The organism is Pantoea sp. GM01 (assembly GCF_000282675.1).
GTDB lineage: Bacteria > Pseudomonadota > Gammaproteobacteria > Enterobacterales > Enterobacteriaceae > Pantoea > Pantoea nemavictus.
On sequence record NZ_AKIU01000045.1, the window covers coordinates 63,421 to 88,104 of the forward strand.

23 protein-coding genes, 1 tRNA gene and 1 riboswitch are annotated in these 24,684 nt (G+C 50.7%); of the genes, 11 read left to right on the forward strand and 13 right to left on the reverse strand.

From position 1 onward, the window contains the following. The first annotated feature begins 13 nt into the window (after positions 1-13). A complete protein-coding gene (locus PMI17_RS24885; protein WP_071531063.1) occupies positions 14-232 on the forward strand; it encodes an ogr/Delta-like zinc finger family protein in 219 nt (72 codons plus the stop codon). A 148-nt stretch (positions 233-380) separates the two neighbouring features. Here the strand turns inward: PMI17_RS24885 and PMI17_RS13180 are convergent, their stop codons facing one another. The 4 genes from PMI17_RS13180 to PMI17_RS13195 all read right to left on the reverse strand — a co-directional run bounded on the left by PMI17_RS13180 (position 381) and on the right by PMI17_RS13195 (position 3,614). Beyond that, positions 381-1,442 carry an FRG domain-containing protein gene (locus tag PMI17_RS13180; RefSeq protein ID WP_009127639.1) on the reverse strand — a complete coding sequence of 354 codons (1,062 nt, stop codon included), beginning with the start codon at positions 1,440-1,442 and terminating at the stop codon, positions 381-383. A 69-nt stretch (positions 1,443-1,511) separates the two neighbouring features. Continuing rightward, positions 1,512-2,198 (reverse strand): hypothetical protein, encoded by a 687-nt coding sequence (locus PMI17_RS24505; protein ID WP_009127641.1) that lies wholly within the window; start codon positions 2,196-2,198, stop codon positions 1,512-1,514. A 368-nt stretch (positions 2,199-2,566) separates the two neighbouring features. Next, positions 2,567-2,642 (reverse strand) — tRNA-Ile (locus tag PMI17_RS13190). Between the two features lie 189 nt (positions 2,643-2,831). Further along, positions 2,832-3,614 carry an SDR family oxidoreductase gene (locus PMI17_RS13195; RefSeq protein ID WP_009127643.1) on the reverse strand — a complete coding sequence of 261 codons (783 nt, stop codon included), beginning with the start codon at positions 3,612-3,614 and terminating at the stop codon, positions 2,832-2,834. A gap of 135 nt (positions 3,615-3,749) precedes the next feature. Between PMI17_RS13195 and PMI17_RS13200 the strand changes: the two genes are divergently transcribed. Together PMI17_RS13200 and mug are read left to right on the forward strand one after the other, a co-directional pair. Continuing rightward, positions 3,750-4,337 carry a TetR/AcrR family transcriptional regulator gene (locus PMI17_RS13200; RefSeq protein WP_009127645.1) on the forward strand — a complete coding sequence of 196 codons (588 nt, stop codon included), beginning with the start codon at positions 3,750-3,752 and terminating at the stop codon, positions 4,335-4,337. After that, complete coding sequence (mug, locus tag PMI17_RS13205; RefSeq protein ID WP_009127646.1) at positions 4,334-4,849, forward strand: G/U mismatch-specific DNA glycosylase; 516 nt, start codon at positions 4,334-4,336, stop codon at positions 4,847-4,849. The genes PMI17_RS13200 and mug overlap by 4 nt, the downstream gene beginning before the upstream one ends. 62 nt (positions 4,850-4,911) lie before the next feature. Here the strand turns inward: mug and rpoD are convergent, their stop codons facing one another. From rpoD to rpsU, 3 genes are all read right to left on the reverse strand, one after another. Then, positions 4,912-6,753 (reverse strand): RNA polymerase sigma factor RpoD, encoded by a 1,842-nt coding sequence (rpoD, locus tag PMI17_RS13210; protein ID WP_009127647.1) that lies wholly within the window; start codon positions 6,751-6,753, stop codon positions 4,912-4,914. A 361-nt stretch (positions 6,754-7,114) separates the two neighbouring features. Then, complete coding sequence (dnaG, locus tag PMI17_RS13215; protein ID WP_009127650.1) at positions 7,115-8,860, reverse strand: DNA primase; 1,746 nt, start codon at positions 8,858-8,860, stop codon at positions 7,115-7,117. Positions 8,861-8,978: 118 nt separating this feature from the next. Then, positions 8,979-9,194, reverse strand: a complete 216-nt coding sequence (gene rpsU / locus PMI17_RS13220; RefSeq protein WP_008103436.1) for a 30S ribosomal protein S21 — start codon at positions 9,192-9,194, stop codon at positions 8,979-8,981. 281 nt (positions 9,195-9,475) lie between these two features. Between rpsU and tsaD the strand changes: the two genes are divergently transcribed. Continuing rightward, positions 9,476-10,489, forward strand: a complete 1,014-nt coding sequence (gene tsaD / locus PMI17_RS13225) for a tRNA (adenosine(37)-N6)-threonylcarbamoyltransferase complex transferase subunit TsaD (RefSeq protein ID WP_009127654.1) — start codon at positions 9,476-9,478, stop codon at positions 10,487-10,489. A gap of 31 nt (positions 10,490-10,520) precedes the next feature. On the opposite strand, the gene plsY is transcribed toward tsaD, so the two are convergent. After that, positions 10,521-11,120 (reverse strand): glycerol-3-phosphate 1-O-acyltransferase PlsY, encoded by a 600-nt coding sequence (plsY, locus tag PMI17_RS13230; protein WP_009127656.1) that lies wholly within the window; start codon positions 11,118-11,120, stop codon positions 10,521-10,523. A 107-nt stretch (positions 11,121-11,227) separates the two neighbouring features. Between plsY and folB the strand changes: the two genes are divergently transcribed. Together folB and bacA are read left to right on the forward strand one after the other, a co-directional pair. Then, complete coding sequence (folB, locus tag PMI17_RS13235; RefSeq protein ID WP_009127658.1) at positions 11,228-11,587, forward strand: bifunctional dihydroneopterin aldolase/7,8-dihydroneopterin epimerase; 360 nt, start codon at positions 11,228-11,230, stop codon at positions 11,585-11,587. 192 nt (positions 11,588-11,779) lie between these two features. Then, on the forward strand, positions 11,780-12,598 hold the full coding sequence (gene bacA, locus PMI17_RS13240) for an undecaprenyl-diphosphate phosphatase (RefSeq protein WP_009127659.1): 819 nt from the start codon (positions 11,780-11,782) through the stop codon (positions 12,596-12,598). 18 nt (positions 12,599-12,616) lie between these two features. Here the strand turns inward: bacA and PMI17_RS13245 are convergent, their stop codons facing one another. Then, complete coding sequence (locus tag PMI17_RS13245; RefSeq protein WP_009127662.1) at positions 12,617-13,849, reverse strand: multifunctional CCA addition/repair protein; 1,233 nt, start codon at positions 13,847-13,849, stop codon at positions 12,617-12,619. A 143-nt stretch (positions 13,850-13,992) separates the two neighbouring features. Continuing rightward, on the reverse strand, positions 13,993-14,616 hold the full coding sequence (locus tag PMI17_RS13250) for a TIGR04211 family SH3 domain-containing protein (protein WP_009127663.1): 624 nt from the start codon (positions 14,614-14,616) through the stop codon (positions 13,993-13,995). A gap of 204 nt (positions 14,617-14,820) precedes the next feature. Here PMI17_RS13250 and PMI17_RS13255 point away from each other — a divergent pair, with 204 nt between their 5' ends. From PMI17_RS13255 to hldE, 3 genes are all read left to right on the forward strand, one after another. Continuing rightward, positions 14,821-16,131, forward strand: coding sequence for an inorganic triphosphatase (locus tag PMI17_RS13255; protein WP_009127665.1), 1,311 nt, complete (start codon positions 14,821-14,823; stop codon positions 16,129-16,131). Between the two features lie 25 nt (positions 16,132-16,156). Next, positions 16,157-19,015 (forward strand): bifunctional [glutamate--ammonia ligase]-adenylyl-L-tyrosine phosphorylase/[glutamate--ammonia-ligase] adenylyltransferase, encoded by a 2,859-nt coding sequence (gene glnE, locus PMI17_RS13260; RefSeq protein ID WP_009127666.1) that lies wholly within the window; start codon positions 16,157-16,159, stop codon positions 19,013-19,015. A gap of 61 nt (positions 19,016-19,076) precedes the next feature. Continuing rightward, entirely contained in the window at positions 19,077-20,501 is a 1,425-nt protein-coding gene (gene hldE, locus PMI17_RS13265) for a bifunctional D-glycero-beta-D-manno-heptose-7-phosphate kinase/D-glycero-beta-D-manno-heptose 1-phosphate adenylyltransferase HldE (RefSeq protein WP_009127668.1), read from the forward strand. A 36-nt stretch (positions 20,502-20,537) separates the two neighbouring features. Here hldE and PMI17_RS13270 read toward each other — a convergent pair whose 3' ends face one another. Beyond that, positions 20,538-20,843, reverse strand: coding sequence for an accessory factor UbiK family protein (locus PMI17_RS13270; RefSeq protein ID WP_008103418.1), 306 nt, complete (start codon positions 20,841-20,843; stop codon positions 20,538-20,540). A gap of 171 nt (positions 20,844-21,014) precedes the next feature. Further along, a riboswitch (FMN riboswitch) is annotated at positions 21,015-21,164 on the forward strand. A 104-nt stretch (positions 21,165-21,268) separates the two neighbouring features. Between PMI17_RS13270 and ribB the strand changes: the two genes are divergently transcribed. Continuing rightward, the gene (ribB, locus tag PMI17_RS13275; RefSeq protein ID WP_009127670.1) at positions 21,269-21,925 is read left to right on the forward strand and encodes a 3,4-dihydroxy-2-butanone-4-phosphate synthase; all 657 of its coding nucleotides are present in this window, start codon (positions 21,269-21,271) and stop codon (positions 21,923-21,925) included. 57 nt (positions 21,926-21,982) lie between these two features. Here ribB and PMI17_RS13280 read toward each other — a convergent pair whose 3' ends face one another. Further along, positions 21,983-22,366 (reverse strand): cell wall hydrolase, encoded by a 384-nt coding sequence (locus PMI17_RS13280; protein ID WP_009127672.1) that lies wholly within the window; start codon positions 22,364-22,366, stop codon positions 21,983-21,985. Between the two features lie 329 nt (positions 22,367-22,695). Between PMI17_RS13280 and ygiD the strand changes: the two genes are divergently transcribed. Beyond that, positions 22,696-23,481: a 4,5-DOPA dioxygenase extradiol gene (gene ygiD / locus PMI17_RS13285; protein WP_009127674.1), complete on the forward strand. Its 786-nt coding sequence runs from the start codon at positions 22,696-22,698 to the stop codon at positions 23,479-23,481. A gap of 38 nt (positions 23,482-23,519) precedes the next feature. Here the strand turns inward: ygiD and PMI17_RS13290 are convergent, their stop codons facing one another. Beyond that, positions 23,520-24,683 (reverse strand): glutathionylspermidine synthase family protein, encoded by a 1,164-nt coding sequence (locus tag PMI17_RS13290; RefSeq protein WP_009127677.1) that lies wholly within the window; start codon positions 24,681-24,683, stop codon positions 23,520-23,522. Position 24,684: the final 1 nt, after the last annotated feature.

Here is a 24,684-nt window from a genome sequence, read left to right on the forward strand (position 1 = left end):
TGGAGACGACATTATGATGAATTGCCCTTTGTGCGGGAATGCCGCACATACCCGCAGCAGCTTTCAAGTATCAGCAACAACTAAAGAACGTTATAACCAGTGCCAGAACATCAATTGCAGCTGTACGTTTAAATCTCATGAAACGGTTTCTGAGATCATTATGAAACCGGGAACGATTAAGCCAGCACCTCCGCATCCTGGGAGAAACCAGCAGCAACCATTGTGGCTATGATTTTGGTTAAAAATTTGACTTTACTATAACTAGTAAAATATTTCCTAAATAAGAAAAAAAGGAATTTTTAGGGATAAGGTGCAACTAAGTATGGCTGCACCTGAATAATTGTGATTATAAAGTTAACATGATTTGATGCTTTTTCTCTTCAGACCCTACTGCCTACATATTCTAAAATGTTTGGTAATTTATTAGGATACTTATCTTTTAATTCAAGAAGCTTACCATAGAATAAGTCTTCTTTAGTGTTTGGAAACATGTATGCTGGCTGCTTTTTACCATTGTAATCAAAGTCTGCATCAAGTCTTATTATGAAGTCAAGATCTGTTATTGCTATGTTTCTTTCATTATCCATAATTAATGGTAAGCCGCAATCCTGTCTTAATATTCTTTCTGGATTGTATGTTTTAAATAAATCAAAATCTTTAATTAAAAATTCCGTTTTCGGGACAGATGGATCTCTGAAACAAAAACCATAGATGACTCCTTGGTGTTCGCCTTTAGAAACTTTAGTATGATATGCTTTTCCATCCGATTTATAATTTAATTTATGAGTGGCAAAGAATATGGCTGTCTCAATATCAAAAGATATATCTAACCCGGATGTTTGAGTGGCATAATGTTGCTCAGTGCGCATAAGATCATAGGAATAGTTACTATCTAAATAAATTCGAGGGTTATTAGGTTCAAGTTCATTTAAAAACTTAACAAAACTTCGCTCTTCTTCGGGCTTGATATTAAATGAATAGTTGTGATTACTTTGTCTGTATAATCCTGGAAATATTGATAACTCTTTTCCATCATCGTTAGCTCTAACTGGACTAGGTATTTTTCTCTGGAAATAATATTGTGATGTTTGCCCGCGAAATGAGAGTCGACCTTTATCAATATAGTGTCGTCTTTTTGATTCTGATAAGATGGACTCTATCTCATTGTAATTCTTAACAGTATATTCGTTGAACTGAGTTAGTTTTTCGAACGTATTGTTGCCTCTGATGTAATGAATGAATTCTTGTATATCGAGGTGGCCACTAAATTGTTTGTTCCCATACATTCCATCACCTACAACTTCGTAATTTGTACCAGTGAAAGGATCTAGAGAGTGAACTATTGTATAACCAGAGTCTATCACATCATTTATCATTTCCTCTGGAATGTTTTCATTGCGCATTATTTCTATTAATCTATTGTTGTTATTTTTAATTATCATTCTGCATCTCCATCTTTTACTTTTTATTTGGTTTTTCTTAGTGTATTTAAATATATTAACGCCTTAAACTTAATCTTCGTCATATGCTACATTGCGTCTATACATAGTTATAGGTCTTGAACCGAAGCGGCCCCTTCCATGTCCAAAAATCATTGATATTACAACTAGCAACGACATTACTGTACTGGTAACTACGAACCAATTAATAGAATTGGTTTCTTTAATTGACCTAATGAGATTTTGATCTAATAAGTATTTTACTCCAAGAAGAGCCCATACTAAGACAAAAACACTGCTCACAATTTCATTTATTTTAGAAACTGAATAAGTCTGGGTTGGGTAAACAGTTTTATATAATGGCCCAGTAAAGGCATCTTCAAGTAAATCAACATGAACCTCCCAGTGGCGTTGCCAAGTTTTACTACCTATATTAGTAAAATGCCATGCTAAAGATAACACAAATCCAATGCATATTAAAAAGTACACCTCGACATGATTAAACTTATCTGGCTTGATGTAGTTTTCAGAGGAAATTAGAGCGAAGTATCCAACAAATGTACTTGCTATAAAAGCCCAAAAATATGTTGCTCTTTTCCAATACATTTCAATTTCAAAATTTCTAGTGGCCCAAGCCATTTCGAAAGCTCTCTTGGCTATTTCCGAATCTGTTCCAATCAACTGCTCATAATATTCTCTTTTACTAAGCTTAACTAACTCAGATGGTTTATTTGAAATAAAATATTTAAATATATTCATAAGTTATTAACCTATACGTCTAAATGAAAGGAACGCATTTTGTAGAACAGATTGCAAAAAGCTGCACTCAACTCTTTTTTTTGCTAGAGATGTGTGGTTTTCAGTAATTTTTACGAAAAGGTGAGTTGTATCATCCATTGATTGGTTCTTGTTTCGAAAGTAGCGTAAGCATAATAAGCATATAATTTATCTGAAGACTCTTTTCAAGAGATGAATTTTTACTTTTAGGGTAAAACTTCATACACCAATCGTAGGTCGTTATAGAGTTAACATAAAACCTGCTGCCATTTTGCTGCCAATGGCGAATTCATAAAACAAAAAAGCCACCTCAAAAGGTGGCTTAACTGCATGATTTACATCAATAAATTTGGTGGCCCCTGCTGGGTTTGAACCAGCGACCAAGCGATTATGAGTCGCCTGCTCTAACCACTGAGCTAAGGGGCCAGCGGAGCGGGGATTATAGAGTATCTTGTTGGGGTGATCCAGAGTTCGCCATTTGGATGGCGAAAATTACAGCAATGGCTGAGCCCTTGATCTCAAAAAGAAAAATCCATTATCGCCCGCTTTAACGCGCATATAGCGCTCAATCATCCTCGCTTTTTGAGACCAGACTGACTAAAAAGGTCATCATTGCTATAAATAACGCGATGCTGGCTTGTTTAATGAAATAAAAGGCAATATTGCGCGGCGTGCGTCATCGTAAGTCTGCCAAAGGTCCATGTCTTCCACTGATGGGATGGTCACTAGCTCGCCGGCATCAAGTCCATGCAGGGCCGCTGAGACTAAATCATCTACCTCCATCAGCATTTCTTCGGGAAGGTCATTGATAGATTTACCCGCGCGTTCGAAGATCTCGGTACGTGTCAGACCGGGCAACACAGCCTGCATACGTACGCCACTTTCGGCTAATTCACGATGCATATTGCGCGTTAGGGATAGTACATAAGCTTTGCTGGCGTTATACGCGCCATTCGCAGACTCATTTACCAATGCTAATACCGATGCAATATTCACAATTGTGCCCTTACGGCGCGCTCGAAAGGCCTGCGCGGCACTGTGAGCCAGCTGTGTTAGTGCAACGATGTTTAGGGTCAGCATGGTTTGTATTTTTACGATATCACCATCAACAAATTCGCCTTCTACCGTCATGCCAGCGTTGTTAACCAGTAGCGTGATCAGCTTATTTTCCTGAATTTCTCGCTCGACTTTTTGCACATCATCCTGATGCGTTAGGTCTGCAGTTAATACGCTGACCTCCACGCCGTGCGCCTCGCGCAGAGATCGTGCCAATTGATTAAGTCTGGCTTCATCGCGTGCCACCAGAATGAGGTTGCTTCCGCGTGCTGCTAGCTGTTTGGCATAGGTGGCGCCAATACCACTTGATGCGCCGGTAATCAAAGCCAGTTGTTGTGACATGTTAGGTTCCTCGAGATGATGGTTATCATATTTGCGTAGTTTAATATGACGATCATAATATTTATCGTCAAGCTGGAATATGATGATCGTAATAATTACACTGATTGCCATAAACGATGAGTTAGGGAAGTGGAGATGGAAAAGCTGAGCCACAAAGCACGTACGCGGCAGCGCATCTTGAATGAGGCAGCGGTGGTGATGCGCGAGAGCGGTACTGAAAGCATTGGCGTAGCCGCGCTGATGAAGCGCGTAGGCTTAACGCACGGTGGTTTTTACGCGCATTTCACTTCACGTGAGGATTTGGTACAAGCCGTGATTGCAGAGATGTTTGCCGATTCAGCCCGCCGCTTCGCTACTATTACTGCCTTAAAAGATCCGCTGGAACGATTTAATCAGCTGATTGATAGCTACCTGTCAGAGCAGCATTGTGACTCGCCGGGTGAAGGCTGCCCGCTACCTGCGCTGGTGAGTGAAATGGCGCATCTGCCATTGGATGCGCGCACGCTGTTTTCTCAGCAGCGTGCAGCGATGCGACAGCGTTTAGCGCAGACGCTACGTGAGCTTAATCACCCGCAAGCAGATGACGCCGCAACGACGATTCTGACTGAGATGGTCGGGGCAGTGGCGCTGGCTCGTTCTTGTGCTGATAAAAAGGAAGCAGGAAATTTGCTGGCGCTCAGCCGTCGTTCCGTGAAACAACGTGCCGGAGTGGAGACACCATGAGTGAGCACGATATCCGCGATATCATCGCGCCCGATTTGCAGGTGCTGTTTTGTGGTATCAATCCGGGAAAATCATCAGCACATACCGGTTATCACTTCGCGCATCCTGGCAATCGCTTCTGGAAAGTAATCTATCAGGCGGGATTTACCCGGGAGTTACTTAAGCCCGAGCAGGAGCAGCGACTCATGGAAACCGGCTGTGGTATCACCATGCTGGTGGAGCGTCCGACGGTGCAGGCCAACGAACTGGATGGTGATGAGTTACGTGACGGTGGTTCACGTTTGCAGCACAAGATTTTGCATTATCAACCGCGCGCGTTGGCGGTATTGGGCAAGGACGCCTTTCAGAAGGCGTTTCGTCAGCGCAAAGTGGAGTGGGGCGAGCAGCCGCAAATGTTGGGTAAGACGCGATTATGGGTGTTGCCCAATCCCAGCGGTCTAAATCGTGCGACGCTGGAAGAGATGGCGGCATCCTATCGTCAGCTGCATGATTGGCTACAGGGCAATAGGTAAAAATGCGGTTCTGCAGATAATAAAAAACCCCGGCAAGCCGGGGTTTTTCGTCTCGACGCTGATTAATCGTCGAGGAAGCTACGCAGCACTTCAGAGCGGCTTGGATGACGCAGTTTACGCAGCGCCTTCGCTTCAATCTGACGAATACGCTCACGCGTTACATCAAACTGTTTGCCTACCTCTTCCAGCGTGTGGTCGGTGTTCATATCGATACCGAAACGCATACGCAGAACTTTCGCTTCACGCGCGGTCAGGCCAGCCAGCACATCGTGGGTGGCTGAGCGCAGGCTTTCCGAGGTAGCGGAATCCAGCGGCAGCTCCAGCGTGGTGTCTTCGATAAAATCGCCCAGATGCGAATCTTCATCATCACCAATCGGCGTCTCCATCGAGATAGGCTCTTTAGCGATTTTCAGCACTTTGCGGATCTTATCTTCTGGCATCAGCATGCGTTCGGCCAGCTCTTCAGGCGTCGGCTCACGACCCATCTCTTGCAGCATCTGACGCGAGATACGATTGAGTTTGTTGATGGTCTCAATCATATGCACCGGAATACGGATGGTACGTGCCTGGTCCGCGATGGAACGGGTGATAGCCTGACGAATCCACCAGGTGGCGTAAGTTGAGAACTTATAACCACGACGGTATTCAAACTTATCAACCGCTTTCATCAGGCCAATGTTGCCTTCCTGAATCAGATCGAGGAACTGCAGACCACGGTTGGTGTATTTCTTAGCGATAGAAATAACCAGACGCAAGTTTGCTTCAACCATCTCTTTCTTCGCACGACGCGCTTTGGCCTCGCCGATAGACATGCGACGGTTGATGTCTTTGACCTGCTCGATGGTCAAGCCGGTTTCCTCTTCGATCTGCTGCAGTTTGTACAGCGAACGATTCACATCATCTTCAACTTCGAGCAGTTTTTCCGACCAAGGCTTATTCATGGCCAGCGCGGCTTTGAACCAGCTTGGATTGGTTTCATTGCCGGTAAACAGCGTGATGAAGTTCTTCTTCGGCATTTTGCACAGTTCAATACACAGCTTCATGATCAGGCGCTCTTGCGTACGCACGCGCTCCATCATTTCACGCATATTGTTCACCAGGTAATCGAATTGCTTCGGTACCAGGCGGAACTGTTTAAATACTTCAGACAGATTTTGGATTTCAGCGACGGCGTCTGCGTGGCTGCGACCTTTAGCTTTAATTACGGTACGCGTTGTTTCGTACTGCGTACGCAGGTCACCAAACTTCTCGCGAGCCAGTTCTGGGTCGATGGAGTTGTCATCATCAGAACTGTCGTCATCCTCTTCGTCTTCTTCTTCATCATCATCGCGATCTTCCTGCGATAACTCAGAACCAACGTGAGTCGCGGTCGGCGCAATATCTTCTTCGGCGTTAGGATCGATAAAGCCGATGATTAAATCAGACAGGCGAGAGTCGCCCGCTTCTACGCGATCGTACTGATCGAGCAAATAGGTGATCGCTTCCGGATATTCGGCAACAGAGCATTGAACCTGGTTGATACCGTCTTCGATGCGCTTAGCGATGTCAATTTCGCCTTCACGCGTCAGCAGTTCAACGGTACCCATTTCACGCATATACATGCGCACCGGGTCGGTGGTACGGCCAATTTCAGATTCAACACTGGATAAAACCTGAGCGGCGGCTTCTGCAGCATCTTCGTCAGTATCGGAGCTGTTTTCATTCAGGATCAGGTCATCAGCATCAGGCGCTTCTTCAACGACCTGAATACCCATGTCATTAATCATCTGAATGATGTCTTCGATCTGATCGGAGTCGACGATATCTTCCGGCAGATGGTCATTGACCTCAGCATAGGTCAGATAGCCTTGCTCCTTACCACGGGTGACAAGTAGCTTAAGCTGTGACTGCGGGTTTTGCTCCATAAGACGGTATCCACACTTCTGTTAATTAGATTGGTGTCGGTCGGCGCGAGCCAACTATAACAGTGAAGGCGTTGTGTTTTTGCCGCTGCCTACATCGCGGCCAGGGCCTTTGCCCTCATATAATCGGCACTTAAGCCGCTTGAATTCTGTTCGGTCCTGGCTTACTCGTCATTTTCGTCCCCGGCAGTGCTCGCAATCCTCACGTACTTCAGTACGCTCCGGTTGCTGTGCGCTGGCGGTAACGAAACTGACTTCGACGCCTACGGCCCTTGTTCCGGTTTCGCTTATAAAGAGCCTTGTCCGGATAACGAGTTAGAAAAAGAGCTTTAAGAGCGCTAGCTGTTCTAACTCAGTAAAAATCTTATTTTTTCGCTAATGCCTGGATTAACGCTTTGATTTCACTACGTTCTGATAAATTTGAGCCTTCGGTACGCTGTCGTGCAATCAGTTCTTCTAAACGCAGCTCCAATGCAGAATCAAAAACATGAGTCAGAGAATCTCTAAACTCAGCTTCTGCGTCTTCATCAGTAATAACGTTGTTCCAGGTGGCCAGTGTTTCAAGGGGCTGGCTAAAATTTGTCCCGCGATATAACTCTAGTAGCTGTCCGGTAGTCAGGCCAGGATTCTCTGTACAACGGCTGACTAACTCCACAAATAGCGGTAAACCTGCCATTTTCGACTGCTCCAGTCCATCCAGCGTCGGTACGATGGAGGCGAACTGTGGATTCTGCACTAATAACGCAATCAGCACGCGCATGGTGGTACGCTTCAGCGGTGGTGCAGTGGGCAGCGCGCCACTTTCGGCCAGCTTCGGCATCAGCTTGTCTAACTGGTTATCGTCAAGAATACCGAGTTTATTACCCAGAGTTTGGCGCATATAAATACGCAGCGTTTCACCGGGAATCTGACTAATCAGCGGTAACGCAAGTGTCGCCAGCTTGGTCTTACCATCGCGGGTACTCAAATCTACCTGCGGCATCAGGCTGTCGAACAAAAACGTGGAGAGCGGTGTAGCCTGCTCCATCCGCGCTTCAAAGGCTTCTTTGCCCTCTTTGCGTACCAGCGTGTCTGGATCTTCGCCATCGGGCAAAAACATAAAGCGTAGCTGACGACCATCATTCATGTAAGGCAATGCGGTTTCGAGCGTACGCCATGCTGCTTCGCGTCCGGCGCGATCGCCGTCATAACAGCAAATCACGGTATCCGTTGAGCGGTACAGCAGCTGAACGTGCTCAGCGGTAGTCGAGGTGCCCAGCGATGCTACGGCATAATCGATGCCAAATTGCGCGAGCGCCACCACGTCCATATAACCTTCAACAACCAGCAAACGCGCAGGCTGCGGATGATTTTTTTGCGCTTCATAAAGTCCGTATAACTGGCGGCCTTTATGGAAAATCGGTGTTTCAGGTGAGTTCAGATACTTCGGCGTATCGTTGCCCAGCACGCGACCACCAAAACCAATGACGCGGCCGCGCTTATCGCGGATAGGGAACATCACGCGATCGCGGAAACGATCATAGGTGCGGCCTGAGTCATTGCTGACCAGCATGCCGGCTTCCATCAGTGATTCGCGATCGTCTTTTTGCTGACCAAAACGCTTCAGTGCATTATCCCAGCCGGCGGGCGCATAGCCGATAGCAAAGTGATCGATCACTTCCTGGCTGAGTCCGCGCGTGGCGAGATATTTCTGGGCAGATTGCGCTTGCGGATTACGCAGGCTCTGTTGATAAAAGCCGTTCAGGCCTTCCAGCAACTGATAAAGACTTTGACGCTGATGGCGCTCCATCGGGCTAGGACCGTTGCCCGCTTCATACGGCACTTCTAAGCCGTGAAGCGTGGCCAGCTCTTCAACGCTCTCAACAAATTCCAGACGATCGTGATTCATCAGGAAATCGATGGCGTTGCCCTTGGCACCACAGCCAAAGCAGTAATAAAACTGCTTCTCACCGCTTACGGTGAAAGAGGGCGTTTTTTCGTTATGAAAAGGACAGCACGCGTGATAATTCTTACCCTGCTTTTTCAGCTTAACGCGGGCATCGATAATATCCACGATGTCCGTGCGGGCAAGTAAGTCGTTGATAAATATGCGTGGAATTCGTCCAGCCATAAGCCCCGATTTTTCAGCTCATAAACGACAACAAGCCGCGCTTCCTTTCGGAAAGCACGGCCTTTTACTTGACTCTGTCTGCGTTTATCACGCGGCGGAAGCGAACTTCCGCAAGAAATTAGTACAGACGAGTGCGGCGTGCGTTTTCGCGAGCCAGTTTCTTGGCGTGACGCTTAACTGCAGATGCTTTAGCGCGCTTACGCTCAGTGGTAGGCTTCTCGTAGAACTCACGGCTACGAACTTCTGCCAAAACACCTGCTTTCTCGCATGAACGCTTGAAGCGACGCAGTGCTACGTCGAACGGCTCGTTTTCACGTACTTTAATTACCGGCATGTAACTCTTACCTCGATAAAATTCGGTTTTTGCTGCTGACTGCGGCGCCAGCACATTTCAAAATGGTGCAGCATTTTACTCCAGCCGCGGCTGACTTGTAAAGCACCATGTATAATTTAGAACCAACAGGGGCATTTGCCATCGCGGCTGCCGGTTTTTTCAGGCCGTGGAGTATAGCGCACTCTTTATGCGACAGAAAAACACTTTTTCCTGGCCAAAGTCTCTGGGGTGTGATTTGCCTGTGCTACACTGCGCGCCGCAAGAAGAGGGTGATAAAAGCTATGCGAGTTCTGGGTATTGAAACGTCCTGCGATGAAACCGGCATCGCGATTTATGACGATGCGTCCGGTCTGCTGGCAAATCAATTATATAGCCAGGTTAAACTGCATGCCGATTACGGCGGCGTGGTGCCGGAACTGGCATCGCGCGACCACGTGCGTAAAACCGTGCCGCTGATTCAGGCGGCACTAAAAGAAGCGGGTCTTGAGCCACAACAAATTGATGGTGTTGCCTATACGGCTGGACCGGGCCTGGTCGGTGCGTTGTTGGTGGGGGCAACCATTGGCCGCGCGTTGGCGTTCGCCTGGAATGTGCCGGCGGTGCCGGTCCATCATATGGAAGGGCATCTGCTGGCGCCGATGCTGGAAGAGAATCCGCCTGAATTCCCATTTGTGGCGCTGCTGGTTTCCGGCGGTCACACGCAGTTAATCAGCGTGACCGGTATTGGCGAATATACTTTGCTGGGCGAATCGATTGATGATGCAGCCGGTGAAGCGTTCGATAAAACCGCCAAGCTGCTCGGTCTGGATTATCCCGGCGGGCCAATGTTGTCGCGTATGGCGCAGCAGGGCACGGCAAACCGCTTCAAATTCCCGCGTCCGATGACCGATCGTCCGGGGCTGGATTTTAGCTTCTCCGGGCTAAAAACCTTTGCGGCGAATACCATTCGCGAGCATCAGGGCGACGAACAAGCACGTGCTGATATTGCTCGCGCGTTTGAAGATGCGGTGGTCGATACCTTAATGATTAAGTGCAAACGCGCGCTGGAGCAGACCGGTTTTAAACGTTTGGTGATTGCCGGCGGCGTCAGTGCCAACCGCACGCTGCGTGAGCGGATGGCCGAAATGATGCAAAAGCGCGGTGGCGAAGTGTTTTACGCGCGCCCTGAGTTTTGCACAGATAATGGCGCGATGATCGCTTACGCTGGCATGGTGCGGCTGAAAGGGGGCACGCGTGGAGAACTTGGCGTTAGCGTGCGACCGCGTTGGCCGCTATCCGAATTGCCCGCCATCTAAAACGAAAAAAACCGGCTTTGCGCCGGTTTTTTTATTTCTTCTTCTTCCGTTTCCAGATTTTCGTTTCCTGGCCGCGCCACAGGCGTTGAATGTTGTCGTGATGTCGCAACAGAATCAAACAAGAGAGCATGGAAACGGGGAAGGTAAATTGCGGTTTAAACCACCACACATAAAACGGTGCGATCAGCGCACTGACAATGGCGCCCAGCGATGAATAGCCGCTCAGCAGTACCGTTAACAGCCAGGTACCGGTCATTAATCCCGTTAAATCCCAGCCAATCGGCGCAATTGCGCCAAATGCGGTCGCTACGCCTTTACCGCCGCGAAAACGAAAGAATACCGGATAGATGTGACCAAGGCAGGCGGCAATCGCCGTCAGCCCAAGATAGAGGGGCGCAACGTGCAGCAGGTAGGCGATCCACACTGGGAGCATGCCTTTCGCCACGTCGAAAATAAGTACCGCCGCAGCGGCAGCTTTGCCACCAATGCGCAAAACGTTGGTAGCGCCAGGGTTGCCTGAGCCTTGCGAGCGCGGATCGGGTAAACCAGCCAGTTTACAAACCAGTATCGCACTGGAAATCGAACCGCAAAGATACGCGAAAATAATCATACCAAGCGCGATAGCACTCATAGCTTCGTACCGTTCCTTTTGGGTCGTTTTGTTCTCGATAAGCGTGGATAATACGCATAATCCGCCGGAAGTGGTATCCGGCTTAGCCAAAAACAGAGACTGACATCATGGATATCGTATTTATCGAGCAGCTTACCGTGTTCACGACTATTGGCGTTTACGACTGGGAGCAGGGCATGCAGCAGAAGCTGGTGCTCGATGTCGAACTAGCCTGGGATAACCGCCAGGCCGCCGCCAGCGACGATGTGAATGATTGCCTGAGCTATGCCGATGTCACTGAAGCGATCCTCAATCATCTGCAAGGCCAGCGTTTTGCCCTCGTTGAAAGGGTAGCGGAAGAAATCGCCGTTCTGTTGATGAATCGTTTCAAAACGCCTGGAGTGCGCATAAAGGTAGCAAAACCGGGGGCTATCGCCCAGGCGGGCAGCGTTGGCGTGCGTATTGAGCGCGGGACTATTCCGAAATAAATCTTCCGTGATTGCCATCACAATGAAACCAAACCAAATTATGGTGTGTCTCACTTGAGGCCGCTGCGCTAACTAACAGATCGTGCCCGAATTTCTTAAGGTTTCCTTCAGCGTGGCGCAGGCATAATTTCAGGCGGTAGCCCTTTGCGACCGCCTTTTTACTGTTTAAAACGGATAGAGGAAATAATTTTGATGGCAGACATTCATCAGCTTTGGGTAGCTGCAATCCTGGGGATTGTAGAAGGCCTCACGGAATTCCTGCCGGTCTCTTCCACGGGCCATATGATTATCGTTGGCCACCTGCTGGGCTTTGAAGGCGAAACTGCAGAAACCTTCGAAGTGGTGATTCAGCTGGGTTCAATCCTGGCGGTGGTGGTGATGTTCTGGCGTCGCCTGTTTGGCTTGATCGGCATCCACTTCGGTGAGGTTAAGCACGAAGGCGTCGGCACCGGGAAATTGACGCTGATTCATATTTTGCTGGGTATGGTGCCGGCGGTGGTGATTGGTCTGCTGCTGCACGATCAAATCAAAACGCTGTTTAACCCGATCAATGTGATGTACGCGCTGGTTGTCGGTGGTGTGCTGCTGTTGGTCGCGGAATATTTCAAGCCAAAGCAACCGAAAGCCGTCGGCGTGGACGATATTACTTATCGCCAGGCGTTTATGATTGGCTGCTTCCAGTGTCTGGCGCTGTGGCCGGGCTTCTCGCGCTCGGGTGCAACGATTTCAGGCGGTATGCTGATGGGCGTGAGTCGTTATGCGGCGTCGGAGTTCTCGTTCATTCTGGCGGTGCCGATGATGATTGGCGCTACCGGCCTCGATCTCTATAAGAGCCTCGGATTCCTGACGATACAGGATCTCCCGATGTTTGCCGTTGGTTTTGTCACCGCCTTCATTGTGGCGCTACTGGCAATCAAAGTGTTCCTGGAACTGATCAAGCGTATTTCGTTCGTCTCTTTCGCCATCTACCGCTTCATTGTCGCGGCAGTGGTTTACGCCATCTTTATGTAATGCGTAACACGCGGCCAGTTAAGCTGGCCGCGTGTTAATCAACTCCGCTTGCAGCACCGCAACACGTCGACGCGTTAACTCTTCCCGCACTTCTGCCCCTTTAAAACCTGCGGCCACCACATCTTTGGTTGGCACGGCTTGCGCCAGCGTAAACGCCCGACGTAAATAGTCACCTTGCGGATAAGCCATACTTTCCAGACCTGCACGACCACGCGCATCGGCTTCACTGGTCAGCGCCATCTTTTCCACACGATCGGGCTTGCGCCATGCATCAATACGATCAAACAACGCGATCAGCGCCTCAGCTGGCTGACGCTCAATGGTGTGCACCACATCGTGAAATTCGGTTACCACTAACGCTAAATCACGCACCTGATTGGGCACACGCAGGCGCTGGCACAGCGCTTCAACCAGCGGTACACCCGCCAGGCCATGACCATGATGACTCGGCCATTTCTCTGGAGGCGTTAGCGCTTTGCCAATATCGTGGAATAGCGTGGCGAAACGCACGTCAAGTTGATCGGAAAGCGCAGCCGAGAGGGTGAGCGTCATCAGCGCATGCACGCCAGTATCAATTTCGGGATGCCACTTAATCGGTGCGGGAATGCCGTACAGATTATCGATTTCCGGGAACAGCACCTGCAGCGCACCGCAATCACGCAGCACCTGGAAATAGACCTGTGGATTACGCGTCAGCAGCGATTTTTCCGTCTCTTTCCACACGCGTTCGGCGGTGAGATGCGCCAGTTCGCCACTGCTGGCCATTTCACGCATTAGCGCCTGAGTTTCATCTGCAATGCGGAAATTAAGGTGGGCAAAGCGGGCGGCAAAACGCGCCACGCGTAATACACGCAGCGGATCTTCATTGAAGGCGGCGGATACATGGCGCAGCAGGCGTTGAGCCAAATCGCGTTGACCACCATAAGGATCGATGAGTTCGCCGCTGTCGCTTTGTGCGATGGCGTTGATAGTGAGATCGCGGCGCTGTAAATCTTGCTCCAGCGTGACATCTGGCGCGAATTGCGTCACAAACCCGGTGTAACCGTTACCGCTTTTGCGCTCGGTACGTGCCAACGCATACTCTTCACGGCTACGCGGATGCAGGAAAACTGGAAAATCGCGCCCAACCTGCTGATAACCTTTAGCCAGCATCGTATCGGGCGTAGCGCCCACCACGACCCAATCTCTATCTTTTACCGGCAAACGCAGTAAGGCATCGCGCACTGCGCCACCGACCAGAAACGTCTTCACTCAACCACTCCAGAGGCAAATCAGAAATTGCGTGCTCAACACGCTTGTTACTTTATTGTTGCATACTTTGGCTAAAAATCGGGCACGCCAAAAAGGGGCATCTTACGATCCCCTCAAATAAAAGAACAAATCTGCGTGGAGTATTAGTTCATCCAGCGATCGTTTTTCTTGCGGCGCGGCACCATGTGCGGCAGCAACAGACCCAGCAGCAGACCAACGCCCAGCACGCCGCCGCCATACATAAACCACTGCATGATGATGGTGCGCTGCTTGTCATCCAACTGCACATTGGCGGCACTGACTTTCTTCTGCGCGACAATCAGCTCGTTTTTCAGCTTTTGATTCTCAGCTTTCAGGCCATCAATGGTGCCGTCGCTATTGGCGACTTTGTTCTGCATTTCAGAAGTGCGCTGATTCCAGCTGTTATCAATGTTCGCCAGCTTAGCTGTCAGGTCTTTAACCTGCTGCTCCAACTGCGGCACGCGGGTGCGCAGGCTGGGATTGGCGCTCAGCTGTGACAGTGGGATCCAGTTAGTTTTGCCTTCTGCATCACGAATCTGGCCATATTGCGAGTCGTTGTTGGTTTGCAGCAAGGTCACTTCCTCTCCGGCGTTCAGCTTGCCGATCAGGCGATATTGATCGCCCGGACCGCTGCGCACCCAAGTGGATAATTCATCGGAGATGTAACGCTTTTCGTCAGCAGCATGAGCAGGTGTGACGGCGCTGAAAGCCAGCAAAGAAAGGGCAGCAAGTGTGATTTTTTTCATTCGATGTCGTTTTTTCTTAATGGCGTAAAATTACCGGCACAGTCTGGAGACGCTTCTCATAAATCTGAATGAGAACTATCCTGGTCTCAATCTGGTGCGAAAAGGGTCGTAAAAGCACAAGAAAGCGGAGACAGCGGGCTTCCGGTGCATTACTCTTCGCCAGATTAAACTCGTAAGTGCCAGCAGCGTATTGAATAAAAAATTATGACCATTGAAATCGAATTAAAGTTCATTGCCACACCGCAAGCCGCCGAAAAACTGGCTGAAAAGCTTGCCGCCTGGCCACATCAGCACGTCGCCGCGCGCGATCTGACCAACATCTATTATGAAACCGACGATAACCAACTGCGTCGCTGGGATATGGGCCTGCGTATTCGGGGTGTTGACCAACGCTATGAGATGACGTTAAAAGCCGCCGGTAAGACCGTTGGCGGTCTGCATCAACGTCCGGAATACAACGTCGATATCACTGAGCCGCAGCTGGATATTGCGCGCCTGCCGGCAGAGATCTGGCCACAGGGCACCGATGTCGCCCTGCTGCAATCGCGGCTGGAACCACTGTTCAGCACACACTTCCAGCGTGAAGCCTGGCTGGTGCAGTTTGGCGACAGTGAAATTGAGGTCGCGTTTGACCGCGGCGCAGTAACAGCGGGTGAGTTCAGTGAGCCGCTTTATGAAGTCGAGCTGGAGCTCAAAAGCGGTCAGCGCGCAGATATATTGAAATTTGCCGAAGCGCTTATCGCCATGGGGGGATTACGTCTCGGCAGCCTGAGTAAAGCAGCACGCGGTTATCAACTGGCACAGGGCAACCTGCCACGTCCACGTCGTCCACTTCCGCTGCAGAAGATTGCCGCCAAGGCTTCGGTAGAGCAGGGCATGATTAATGCCGTGACCGCTGCGCTGAATCATTGGCAATATCATGAGGAAGTGTGGCTGCGCGGCAATAAAGAAGCTAAAGCGTCGGTGGTTGAAGCGCTGGAAACGCTGCGCCAGGCATTCTCGCTATTCGGTGCATTGGTGCCGCGCAAGGCGAGCAGCGATCTGCGACAGCAATTAACCCGTCAGGAAGAGCTGCTGGCCGACGAAGAGATAAATGCCGAGGCCGCATGTTTCTCATCCATCTCCGTTGAAGCTCAGTTAGCGCTTACTCACTGGCTCGTTGAGTCACAATGGCAAAGCTGGCTCGATGACAAGAGCAAAAGCAAGCTGCAGGGATCGTTCAAACGTTTTAGCGACATTATGCTGAGCCGTATTGCGGCCGATCTCAGAGAAACCTTCGTCGACGTGCAACTCTTTAATGAGTTCCAGGATAAAGCCACACGTTTGAATCGCCAGCTGCTGGCGGTGAACTTGCTGGCGGGTGCTTATCCAGCTGAAGAGGTAAACAGTTGGCTGGAAGGCTGGCTGGAGCTGCAGCATGCCATTCGCATCAAGCAAAATCACGGTTTGATTCAGCTGGTTAATCTGGCAATTAAAACCACGCCGTTCTGGCTTAACAGCGGAACCAAACGCTAACGAAAAATCCAATCAGGGAGAGAAGATGTTGTTACCGTTACCGGCGCTAATGCAGGCGCAGTTAGCTAATGTGGTAGAGAGACTTAATTTGCCGCCCTCAGCGTTCACGCCAGAGCAGGCAGGTGCGCTGACCTTTAGTGACTTTATCCTTGATAACCTGCAGCAGCATCCCGAATGGTGGCAGCATCTGCAGCAACAAGCCCCTGCGCCGGATGAGTGGCAGCATTACGCCCGCTGGCTGAGCGATGCGTTGCAATCTGTTGATAATGAAACCTCCCTGATGCGTGAACTGCGATTGTTCCGCCGTCATATGCTGGTGCGAATCGCCTGGATGCAGGCGCTGCAGCAATCCAGCACCGAACAGAGTTTGCAACAACTGAGCTCGCTGGCGGAGATTCTCATCGCCGCGGCGCGCGATTGGGTTTGGCAGGATTGCAGCCGTGATTTCGGTACGCCTTGCAATGCTGCCGGTGAAGCCCAGCCAATGCTGATTCTTGGCATGGGTAAACTCGGCGGCTGCGAGCTTAACTTCTCATCTGATATCGATCTGATTTTTGCCTGGCCGGAAAACGGCGTGACGCAGGGCGGTCGGCGCGAGCTCGATAATGCGCAATTCTTTACGCGCATGGGGCAGCGGCTCATTAAAGTATTGGATCAGCCAACGGTGGATGGATTTGTCTACCGCGTTGATATGCGGCTACGTCCCTTCGGCGACAGCGGTCCGCTGGTGCTGAGCTTTGCTGCACTGGAAGATTATTACCAGGAGCAAGGTCGCGACTGGGAACGTTATGCCATGGTTAAAGCGCGGCTGATGGGCGACGATCACGGTCATTGGAGCCAGGAGTTGCAGCAAATGCTGCGTCCTTTTGTCTATCGACGTTACATCGATTTCAGCGTGATTCAGTCGCTGCGTAACATGAAAGGCATGATTGCACGCGAAGTGCGTCGGCGTGGACTGAAAGACAACATCAAGCTCGGTGCTGGCGGCATTCGCGAAACGGAATTCATCGTGCAGGTGTTTCAACTGATTCGAGGCGGACGTGAGCGCTCACTACAACTGCGCTCCTTGCTGCCGACGCTAAAAGCTATCGGCGAGCTGTCTCTGTTAAGCCAGCAGCAGGTTGATCATCTGCGCGCAGCCTATCTGTTCCTGCGTCGGCTGGAAAACCTGCTGCAAAGTATTAATGACGAGCAAACCCAAACGCTGCCGGAGAATGAACTCGATCGTCAGCGTTTAGCCTGGGCAATGGGCGCGGCAGATTGGGATGCATTAATGGCGCAGCTCGAGCAGCAAATGGCAGGCGTGCGCGCTATTTTTGATGAGCTGATTGGTGACGATGCACCGGATGTGGACGATCAGCCACAGTTGGCCGAATTTGCTGGCCTATGGCAGGACGCGCTGGAAGAGAGCGATCTCATCCCCGTCGTACCGCAGTTAGCGGATGCGCAACGTCATGCGCTTTACCATGCCCTTAACAATTTCCGCCAGGATGTTAGCCGTCGCACTATCGGCCCACGTGGTCGTCTGGCACTCGATCAGCTAATGCCGCGTCTGCTCAGTGAAGTCTGCCCACGCGATGATGCGGATGTCCTGCTGAACCGACTGACACCGCTGTTGCTGGGGGTGCTGACGCGCAGTACCTATCTTGAGCTGCTAACCGAATACCATGGCGCACTGCGTCATCTGATTCGCCTGTGCGCTGCATCGCCGATGGTTGCCAGCCAACTGGCGCGCTATCCGCTCTTGCTCGACGAGTTGCTTGATCCTGCCACGCTCTATCAACCCACCGCTACCGATGCATACCGCGACGAGCTGCGTCAGTATCTGCTGCGTATTCCCACCGATGATGAAGAGCAACAGCTGGAAGCTTTGCGCCAGTTCAAACAGGCGCAGCATCTGCGCATCGCCGCTGCCGATATTGCTGAAACTTTACCGGTAATGAAAGTGAGCGATCACTTAACCTGGCTGGCTGAGGCGATTATCGAGTCGGTGGTGCAGCAAGCCTGGCAAATGATGGTGCAGCGTTATGGTCGTCCATCGCATCTCACCAGCGATAGCGAGCGCGGTTTTGCGGTTGTCGGTTACGGCAAACTCGGTGGCTGGGAGCTGGGTTATAGCTCGGATCTCGATTTGGTGTTCCTGCACGACTGTCCAGATGATGCTGAAACCGATGGTGAACGCGTTATTGATGGCCGGCAGTTCTACCTGCGCCTGGCGCAGCGTGTAATGCATCTATTTAGTACGCGAACGTCGTCAGGCATTTTGTATGAAGTTGATGCGCGCCTGCGTCCTTCAGGTGCCGCAGGCATGCTGGTGAGTACCTTTGCTGCCTTCGATGAGTATCAGCGCAGCGAAGCCTGGACCTGGGAGCATCAGGCGTTGGTGCGTGCGCGTATCGTGTTCGGCGAACCCGCGCTGTGTGAACGCTTTGACAATATCCGACGCGGCATTCTATGCCTGCCGCGTGAGGCGGGCGTGTTGCAAACAGAAGTGCGCGAAATGCGCGAAAAAATGCGTTCCCATCTCAGTAACAAACATAAAGGCCGCTGGGAAATTAAGACCGATGAGGGCGGTATCACTGATATTGAATTCATCGCGCAATACCTTGTCTTAGGCTACGCCGCCGATCAACCGGCGTTAACGCGCTGGTCCGATAACGTGCGTATTTTTGAACTGATGGCACGGCATAACATTATGCCGGAAGAGGAAGCGCAGGCGTTGACGCATGCCTACGTGACGCTGCGTGATGCGCTGCATCACCTCGCGCTGCAGGAGTTGCCGGGACATGTCGCCCCTGATGCCTTTGCCGCAGAGCGAGCGGTGGTAAACAACAGCTGGCAGCGTTGGTTAAGCGCTGCCGAATCTGATCGCGCGGAACGGTGAGCCACAAAGCTTATATGTTATTATCCGCGCATAATTTTGACCGTAGTCTGGAGTCTCTGGAATGAAAGTAACACTGCCCACTTTTGGCAAGGCCACTGTGCTGGTCGTCGGCGATGTCATGTTAGATCGCTATTGGTATGGCCCTACCAGCCGTATTTCTCCGGAAGCGCCGGTGCCGGTGGTCAAGGTGGATACCATTGAAGAGCGTCCAGGCGGAGCGGCTAACGTTGCGATGAACATTGCTGCGCTCGGTGCCGCTTCACGCTTAATTGGCCTTACCGGCGCAGATGATGCCGCGCGTGTGCTGAGTGAAACCCTGCAGCAGGTGAATGTCGACTGCGATTTTGTGGCGGTAAAAAGCCATCCAACCATCACTAAACTACGCGTATTGTCGCGCAATCAGCAGCTCATTCGCCTCGATTTCGAAGAGGGTTTTGAGCAGATTGACCCGCAGCCGATTCACGATCGTATGCGTCAATCGCTGACTGAGATTGGTGCGCTGGTGCTGTCTGATTACGGCAAAGGTGCGCTAAACAGCGTCCAGACAATGATTCAGCTGGCACGTGAAGCCAAAGTGCCAGTATTGATTGATCCCAAAGGCACCGATTTCGAGCGTTATCGCGGTGCGACGCTGCTGACGCCAAATTTATCTGAATTCGAAGCGGTAGTGGGCAAGTGTAAAACCGTCGACGAAATCGTTAGTCGTGGTATGCAGTTAATCGCAGATTACGAACTCTCCGCACTGCTGGTGACGCGTTCAGAAAACGGCATGACGCTGCTGCAGCCAGGCAAAGCACCGCTGCATCTGCCAACGCAGGCGCAGGAAGTGTATGACGTTACTGGTGCGGGCGATACGGTAATTGGCGTGCTGGCTGCCGTGCTGGCGGCGGGTGACAACCTTGAAGAAGCCTGTTTCCTCGCCAATGCTGCAGCTGGCGTGGTGGTCGGCAAGCTGGGTACCTCAACAGTTAGCACGGTTGAACTGGAGAATGCGATCCATGCGCGTCCGGAAACCGGATTTGGTGTGATGACCGAAGCCGAGCTGAAAACTGCCGTTGCTCATGCGCGTCAGCGCGGTGAAAAGGTGGTTATGACCAACGGCGTGTTTGACATCCTGCATGCGGGACACGTTTCATATCTGGCGAATGCGCGCAAGCTGGGCGATCGACTGATTGTGGCTGTTAACAGCGATGCTTCTACCAAACGTTTGAAAGGCGAAACGCGTCCAGTCAATCCGCAGGAAAACCGCATGATTGTGCTCGGTGCTTTGGAAGCGGTCGATTGGGTGGTGTTGTTCGAAGAAGATACGCCGCAACGTCTGATTGCTGAAGTGCTGCCGGATTTGCTGGTGAAAGGTGGCGATTACAAGCCTGAGGATATCGCGGGAAGCAAAGAAGTGTGGGCGAACGGCGGCGACGTGCGTGTGCTCAACTTTGAAGATGGCATCTCAACCAGCAACATTATTAAAACCATTCGTAGCCATTAAAGACTAGCGGGCGGGAGAGGGCTCCCGCCCAAGAAATCACTGTGGCGTATCGATTTTACCAGCAGGATCTGGCGTGATAATCGCTGGGGCTGGTGCCGCAGGACTTTCACTCTCTAATTTCGCCAGGCGCTGTTCCAGTGCGGCTAATTTCTCGCGGGTACGCAGCAGAACCTGTGTCTGCACATCAAACTCTTCACGGTTAACCAGGTCCATACGCGTCAACTGCGCCTGCAGGACCTGACGGATTTTCTTTTCGACATCGTCGCCAAAATCGCGAATACCTTTCGGCATAGCTTCATGTACCTGGCGAGCCAGTTGTTCAATTTTTTTCGTGTCGATCATGATTATTTCCTGGTTACGGTGGCCGATAGCAGCGCGTGTTCGGACTCAATAAGTATTAAGTGTAATGCCTGAAACGAAAAGGTTAAACCTGAAATCAGCAACGCAGGAAATGCAAAAGCATTTGCACTTTTGTCGATTGCCCGACCAGATGATTGGCGTTATAGTTTACCCGCTTATTCTCAGGGCGGGGCGAAATTCCCCACCGGCGGTAAATCAGCTTCGGCTGAAAGCCCGCGAGCGCTTTCTCTGCAAAGTGAAAGGTCAGCAGATCCGGTGTAATTCCGGAGCCGACGGTTAGAGTCCGGATGGGAGAGGGTAACGACATCAGCCGGGCTTCGCCCGCGTCACGTTTTTGCCATGTGTTTTGTACGCACTCCTAAGCACGCCCTGGTTCTGGTAACTCATATTTTATAAGGTTTTTTACCATGAATCAGACGCTTCTTTCTGAATTTGGCACGCCTGAACAGCGTGTAGAACGCGCCATTGATGCGCTGCGCAACGGCCGCGGTGTAATGGTGCTTGACGATGAAAATCGTGAAAACGAAGGTGATATGATCTTCCCGGCAGAAACCATGACCGTTGAACAGATGGCATTAACCATCCGTCACGGCAGCGGTATTGTTTGCCTCTGCATCACTGAAGAACGCCGTCAGCAGCTTGAACTACCGATGATGGTGGAAACAAATACCAGCGCTTACGGCACCGGTTTTACGGTGACGATTGAAGCCGCGACCGGCGTGACAACCGGCGTTTCTGCCGCCGATCGCATCACCACTATTCGTGCTGCGGTAGCAGATGGCGCTAAGCCTTCGGACTTAAACCGACCGGGCCATGTTTTCCCGCTGCGTGCGCGTGAAGGCGGGGTTTTATCACGTGGTGGACATACTGAAGCCACCATCGATCTGGTAACGTTGGCTGGATTTAAGCCGGCAGGCGTACTGTGCGAACTCACTAATGATGACGGCAGGATGGCGCATGCGCCAGAAGCAATCGTGTTTGCGAAACAACATGATATGCCGGTAGTCACTATTGAAGATCTGGTTGCATATCGTCGTCAGCGTGAAACGCGTCAGGCCAGCTAACCGAAGTGATTGAGAAGAAAGAGGCCGGATGAAATATCCGGCCTCTTTTTTTATGGCTTAACGGCTGGCGTAAAAAACATGATTGCCAATGACAACCGTGCGTTCGAAGGAGTGACGCCATGCGGGTTTAACGCTATGAGCATGAAAAAAGGTTGCTCCTTTCGTTACGTCCTGTAATTCCCCTTCCACAATTTTCTTTGCCAAATTTCTGGCGCGTTGCCAGCTTTTGTCCTCTTTAGGTGGATGACGATAGGGATCTTTCTTTAGAGACGTCCAGGAGAACTGTTTAGGTGCGTACACCACGGGACAGATCTCTTTGACATCCCAGTTGGCCCGATTCATGGTCACCGTGCCAACGGCGATTTGCCCTTTAATCGGCTCTCCACGCGCTTCATGGTAGATATTCAGCGCCAGACACAATATTGCTCCCTGAATTAACATAACTTTCCATTGCTCATTTTTCTAAAATCGCGTGGAGTTTAGAAACAGGATTCAATGGATGTAACAAGACCGGTCTGGCTCGGTCTTACGTGTTAGCTATATCACTGATATTTCAAAAGAGCTGGCACCATATTGCGACAAATCTTGCATCGGCTTTTCCAACGAAGTTCCGTAAGTCCCTTCTTTATCTTTTAAAGAGTACTGATTTTTATGCGTTATTTTTTATTCAAATTCCCTGATGAAGATCATCACGCTTATCAGCGTTAATCCCAGCGCCAAAGCGCGTATCGTAGCGATTAACAAAGCAACACTTCGTCAGAGGATTAATTATGAGTCACGCTCGCATGCCCGCGCTTTTCCTTGGCCACGGTAGCCCAATGAACGTACTGGAAGATAATCGCTATACCCAAGCCTGGCAGCAGCTGGGCGAGATATTGCCACGCCCACGCGCTATTCTTGCCGTTTCAGCGCACTGGTATACACGCGGCACGGCGGTGACGGCGATGAAAAATCCACGCACTATTCATGACTTCGGCGGTTTCCCGCAGGCATTGTTTGATGTGCGCTATCCAGCACCAGGTTCGCCTGAACTGGCTCAACAGGTGATTGATTTACTTTCGCCGATTGCTGTTCATGCCGATCAGGAGTGGGGCTTTGATCATGGATCCTGGGGCGTGCTGGCAAAAATGTATCCAGACGCCGATATTCCGGTCGTGCAGCTCAGTATCGATGGTACTCAACCTGCCGAATGGCACTATCAGCTGGGCCAAAAGTTGGCGTCATTGCGTGACGAAGGGGTAATGATCGTTGCCAGCGGTAACGTGGTGCACAATCTGCGTATGTTGCGCTGGCAGGGTGCTGAAACCGCGTATCCGTGGGCAGAGAATTTTAATCAGTTCGTCCGTGAAAATTTAAACTTCAAGGGCGACGCAGCAGATCATCCGTTGGTGAACTTTATGCAGCATCCCGATGCGCAGCAGTCCAATCCAACGCCTGAACACTATTTACCGCTGCTGTATATCCTGGGTGCACGCGCTACGGATGAGGCGATCACGATTCCGGTGGAAGGAATGGAGATGGGTGCTATCAGTATGCTGTCGGTACAGATTGGCTAAAAAGCGCAGCCGCCCGATAATCGCGGGCGGCGCAGCCTTTAATCGATAAAGGTGTGTGGATAGAAACGGGAGAGATCCTGAGTGATCAATGCGCGATCTTCTCGCAAACCGATGCCGGCAGGCTGATCGTCAATTAGCCAGCTACCAATCAAGGTGTAGCTATCACCAAATTTAGGTAACGGGTAGAACTGCTGGATAATCATGCCTTCTTCGCCATATGGCCCATCGGCACGCGCGATTTCCTGCCCGTTTTCAATAATGCGAATATTGGCGCCTTCGCGCGAAAACAGCGGTTTCACCACATACTTGTCCATCTGCGGGGCATTTTCATCATCGGCGAAATAGGCTGGCAGCAGGTTGGGATGATTAGGAAACATCTCCCACAGCAGCGGTAACAGGGCTTTATTGGAAATAATGCTTTTCCACGCGGGTTCAAGCCAACGTACGCCCGCATCTGCTAGCTTGGTAGAGAACACCTCGCGAAGCATGAATTCCCACGGATAGAGCTTAAACAGATTACTGATGACCTGATCGTTTACATCAGTAAACTGGCCTCTTTCACCCAAGCCTATCTCATCAATAAAGAGAAATTCACTCGGCATACCGGCTTCAGTCGCGCAGTCTTGCAAATATTGCACTGTCGCGCGATCTTCATCGGTATCGCGGCAGCAGGAGAAGTGCAGCCAGTTGAAACCATGCTGCTGATGTAGCGTGGCGAAGCGCTCAATCAGTTTTTCTTGCAGGCTATTGAACTGATCGCTGCCCTGCGGCAGATTGCCCGCCTGGATTTGATCTTCCAGCCAGATCCATTGAAAGAATGCCGCTTCGTAGAGTGAGGTTGGCGTATCGGCGTTATTTTCCAATAGCTTAGCGTCACCCTTACCATCCCAGGCGAGATCAAGGCGCGAATAGAGCGAAGGTTGGCGCAGCTTCCACGAGTCACGCACGAAATCCCATGTGTGCTTAGGAATGCAGAAACGCGTGAGCAGCGCATCGCTGTTCACCACTTTTTCTACCACTTGCAAACACATCTGATGCAGTTCGGCGGTGGTCTCTTCCAGCTGTTCAACCTGAGCAAGCGTGAACTGATAGTAAGCATCTTCACACCAGTAAGGCTCGCCATACATGGTATGAAACTGAAAACCGTACTCGGCTGCTTTTTCACGCCAGTTGGGGCGTTCGGGGATGGCAATACGTTGCATG

Coding starts and splice junctions, on each gene's coding strand:
- PMI17_RS13200 (WP_009127645.1), top strand. CDS start 3,750: ATGGAAAAGCTGAGCCACAAAGCACGTACGCGGCAGCGCATCTTGAAT.
- PMI17_RS13270 (WP_008103418.1), bottom strand. CDS start 20,843: ATGATCGACACGAAAAAAATTGAACAACTGGCTCGCCAGGTACATGAA.
- plsY (WP_009127656.1), bottom strand. CDS start 11,120: ATGAGTGCTATCGCGCTTGGTATGATTATTTTCGCGTATCTTTGCGGT.
- ribB (WP_009127670.1), top strand. CDS start 21,269: ATGAATCAGACGCTTCTTTCTGAATTTGGCACGCCTGAACAGCGTGTA.
- ygiD (WP_009127674.1), top strand. CDS start 22,696: ATGAGTCACGCTCGCATGCCCGCGCTTTTCCTTGGCCACGGTAGCCCA.
- PMI17_RS13255 (WP_009127665.1), top strand. CDS start 14,821: ATGACCATTGAAATCGAATTAAAGTTCATTGCCACACCGCAAGCCGCC.
- PMI17_RS13250 (WP_009127663.1), bottom strand. CDS start 14,616: ATGAAAAAAATCACACTTGCTGCCCTTTCTTTGCTGGCTTTCAGCGCC.
- PMI17_RS24885 (WP_071531063.1), top strand. CDS start 14: ATGATGAATTGCCCTTTGTGCGGGAATGCCGCACATACCCGCAGCAGC.
- PMI17_RS24505 (WP_009127641.1), bottom strand. CDS start 2,198: ATGAATATATTTAAATATTTTATTTCAAATAAACCATCTGAGTTAGTT.
- dnaG (WP_009127650.1), bottom strand. CDS start 8,860: ATGGCTGGACGAATTCCACGCATATTTATCAACGACTTACTTGCCCGC.
- PMI17_RS13290 (WP_009127677.1), bottom strand. CDS start 24,683: ATGCAACGTATTGCCATCCCCGAACGCCCCAACTGGCGTGAAAAAGCA.
- bacA (WP_009127659.1), top strand. CDS start 11,780: ATGGCAGACATTCATCAGCTTTGGGTAGCTGCAATCCTGGGGATTGTA.
- folB (WP_009127658.1), top strand. CDS start 11,228: ATGGATATCGTATTTATCGAGCAGCTTACCGTGTTCACGACTATTGGC.
- mug (WP_009127646.1), top strand. CDS start 4,334: ATGAGTGAGCACGATATCCGCGATATCATCGCGCCCGATTTGCAGGTG.
- PMI17_RS13180 (WP_009127639.1), bottom strand. CDS start 1,442: ATGATAATTAAAAATAACAACAATAGATTAATAGAAATAATGCGCAAT.
- tsaD (WP_009127654.1), top strand. CDS start 9,476: ATGCGAGTTCTGGGTATTGAAACGTCCTGCGATGAAACCGGCATCGCG.
- hldE (WP_009127668.1), top strand. CDS start 19,077: ATGAAAGTAACACTGCCCACTTTTGGCAAGGCCACTGTGCTGGTCGTC.
- PMI17_RS13280 (WP_009127672.1), bottom strand. CDS start 22,366: ATGTTAATTCAGGGAGCAATATTGTGTCTGGCGCTGAATATCTACCAT.
- rpsU (WP_008103436.1), bottom strand. CDS start 9,194: ATGCCGGTAATTAAAGTACGTGAAAACGAGCCGTTCGACGTAGCACTG.
- rpoD (WP_009127647.1), bottom strand. CDS start 6,753: ATGGAGCAAAACCCGCAGTCACAGCTTAAGCTACTTGTCACCCGTGGT.
- PMI17_RS13195 (WP_009127643.1), bottom strand. CDS start 3,614: ATGTCACAACAACTGGCTTTGATTACCGGCGCATCAAGTGGTATTGGC.
- glnE (WP_009127666.1), top strand. CDS start 16,157: ATGTTGTTACCGTTACCGGCGCTAATGCAGGCGCAGTTAGCTAATGTG.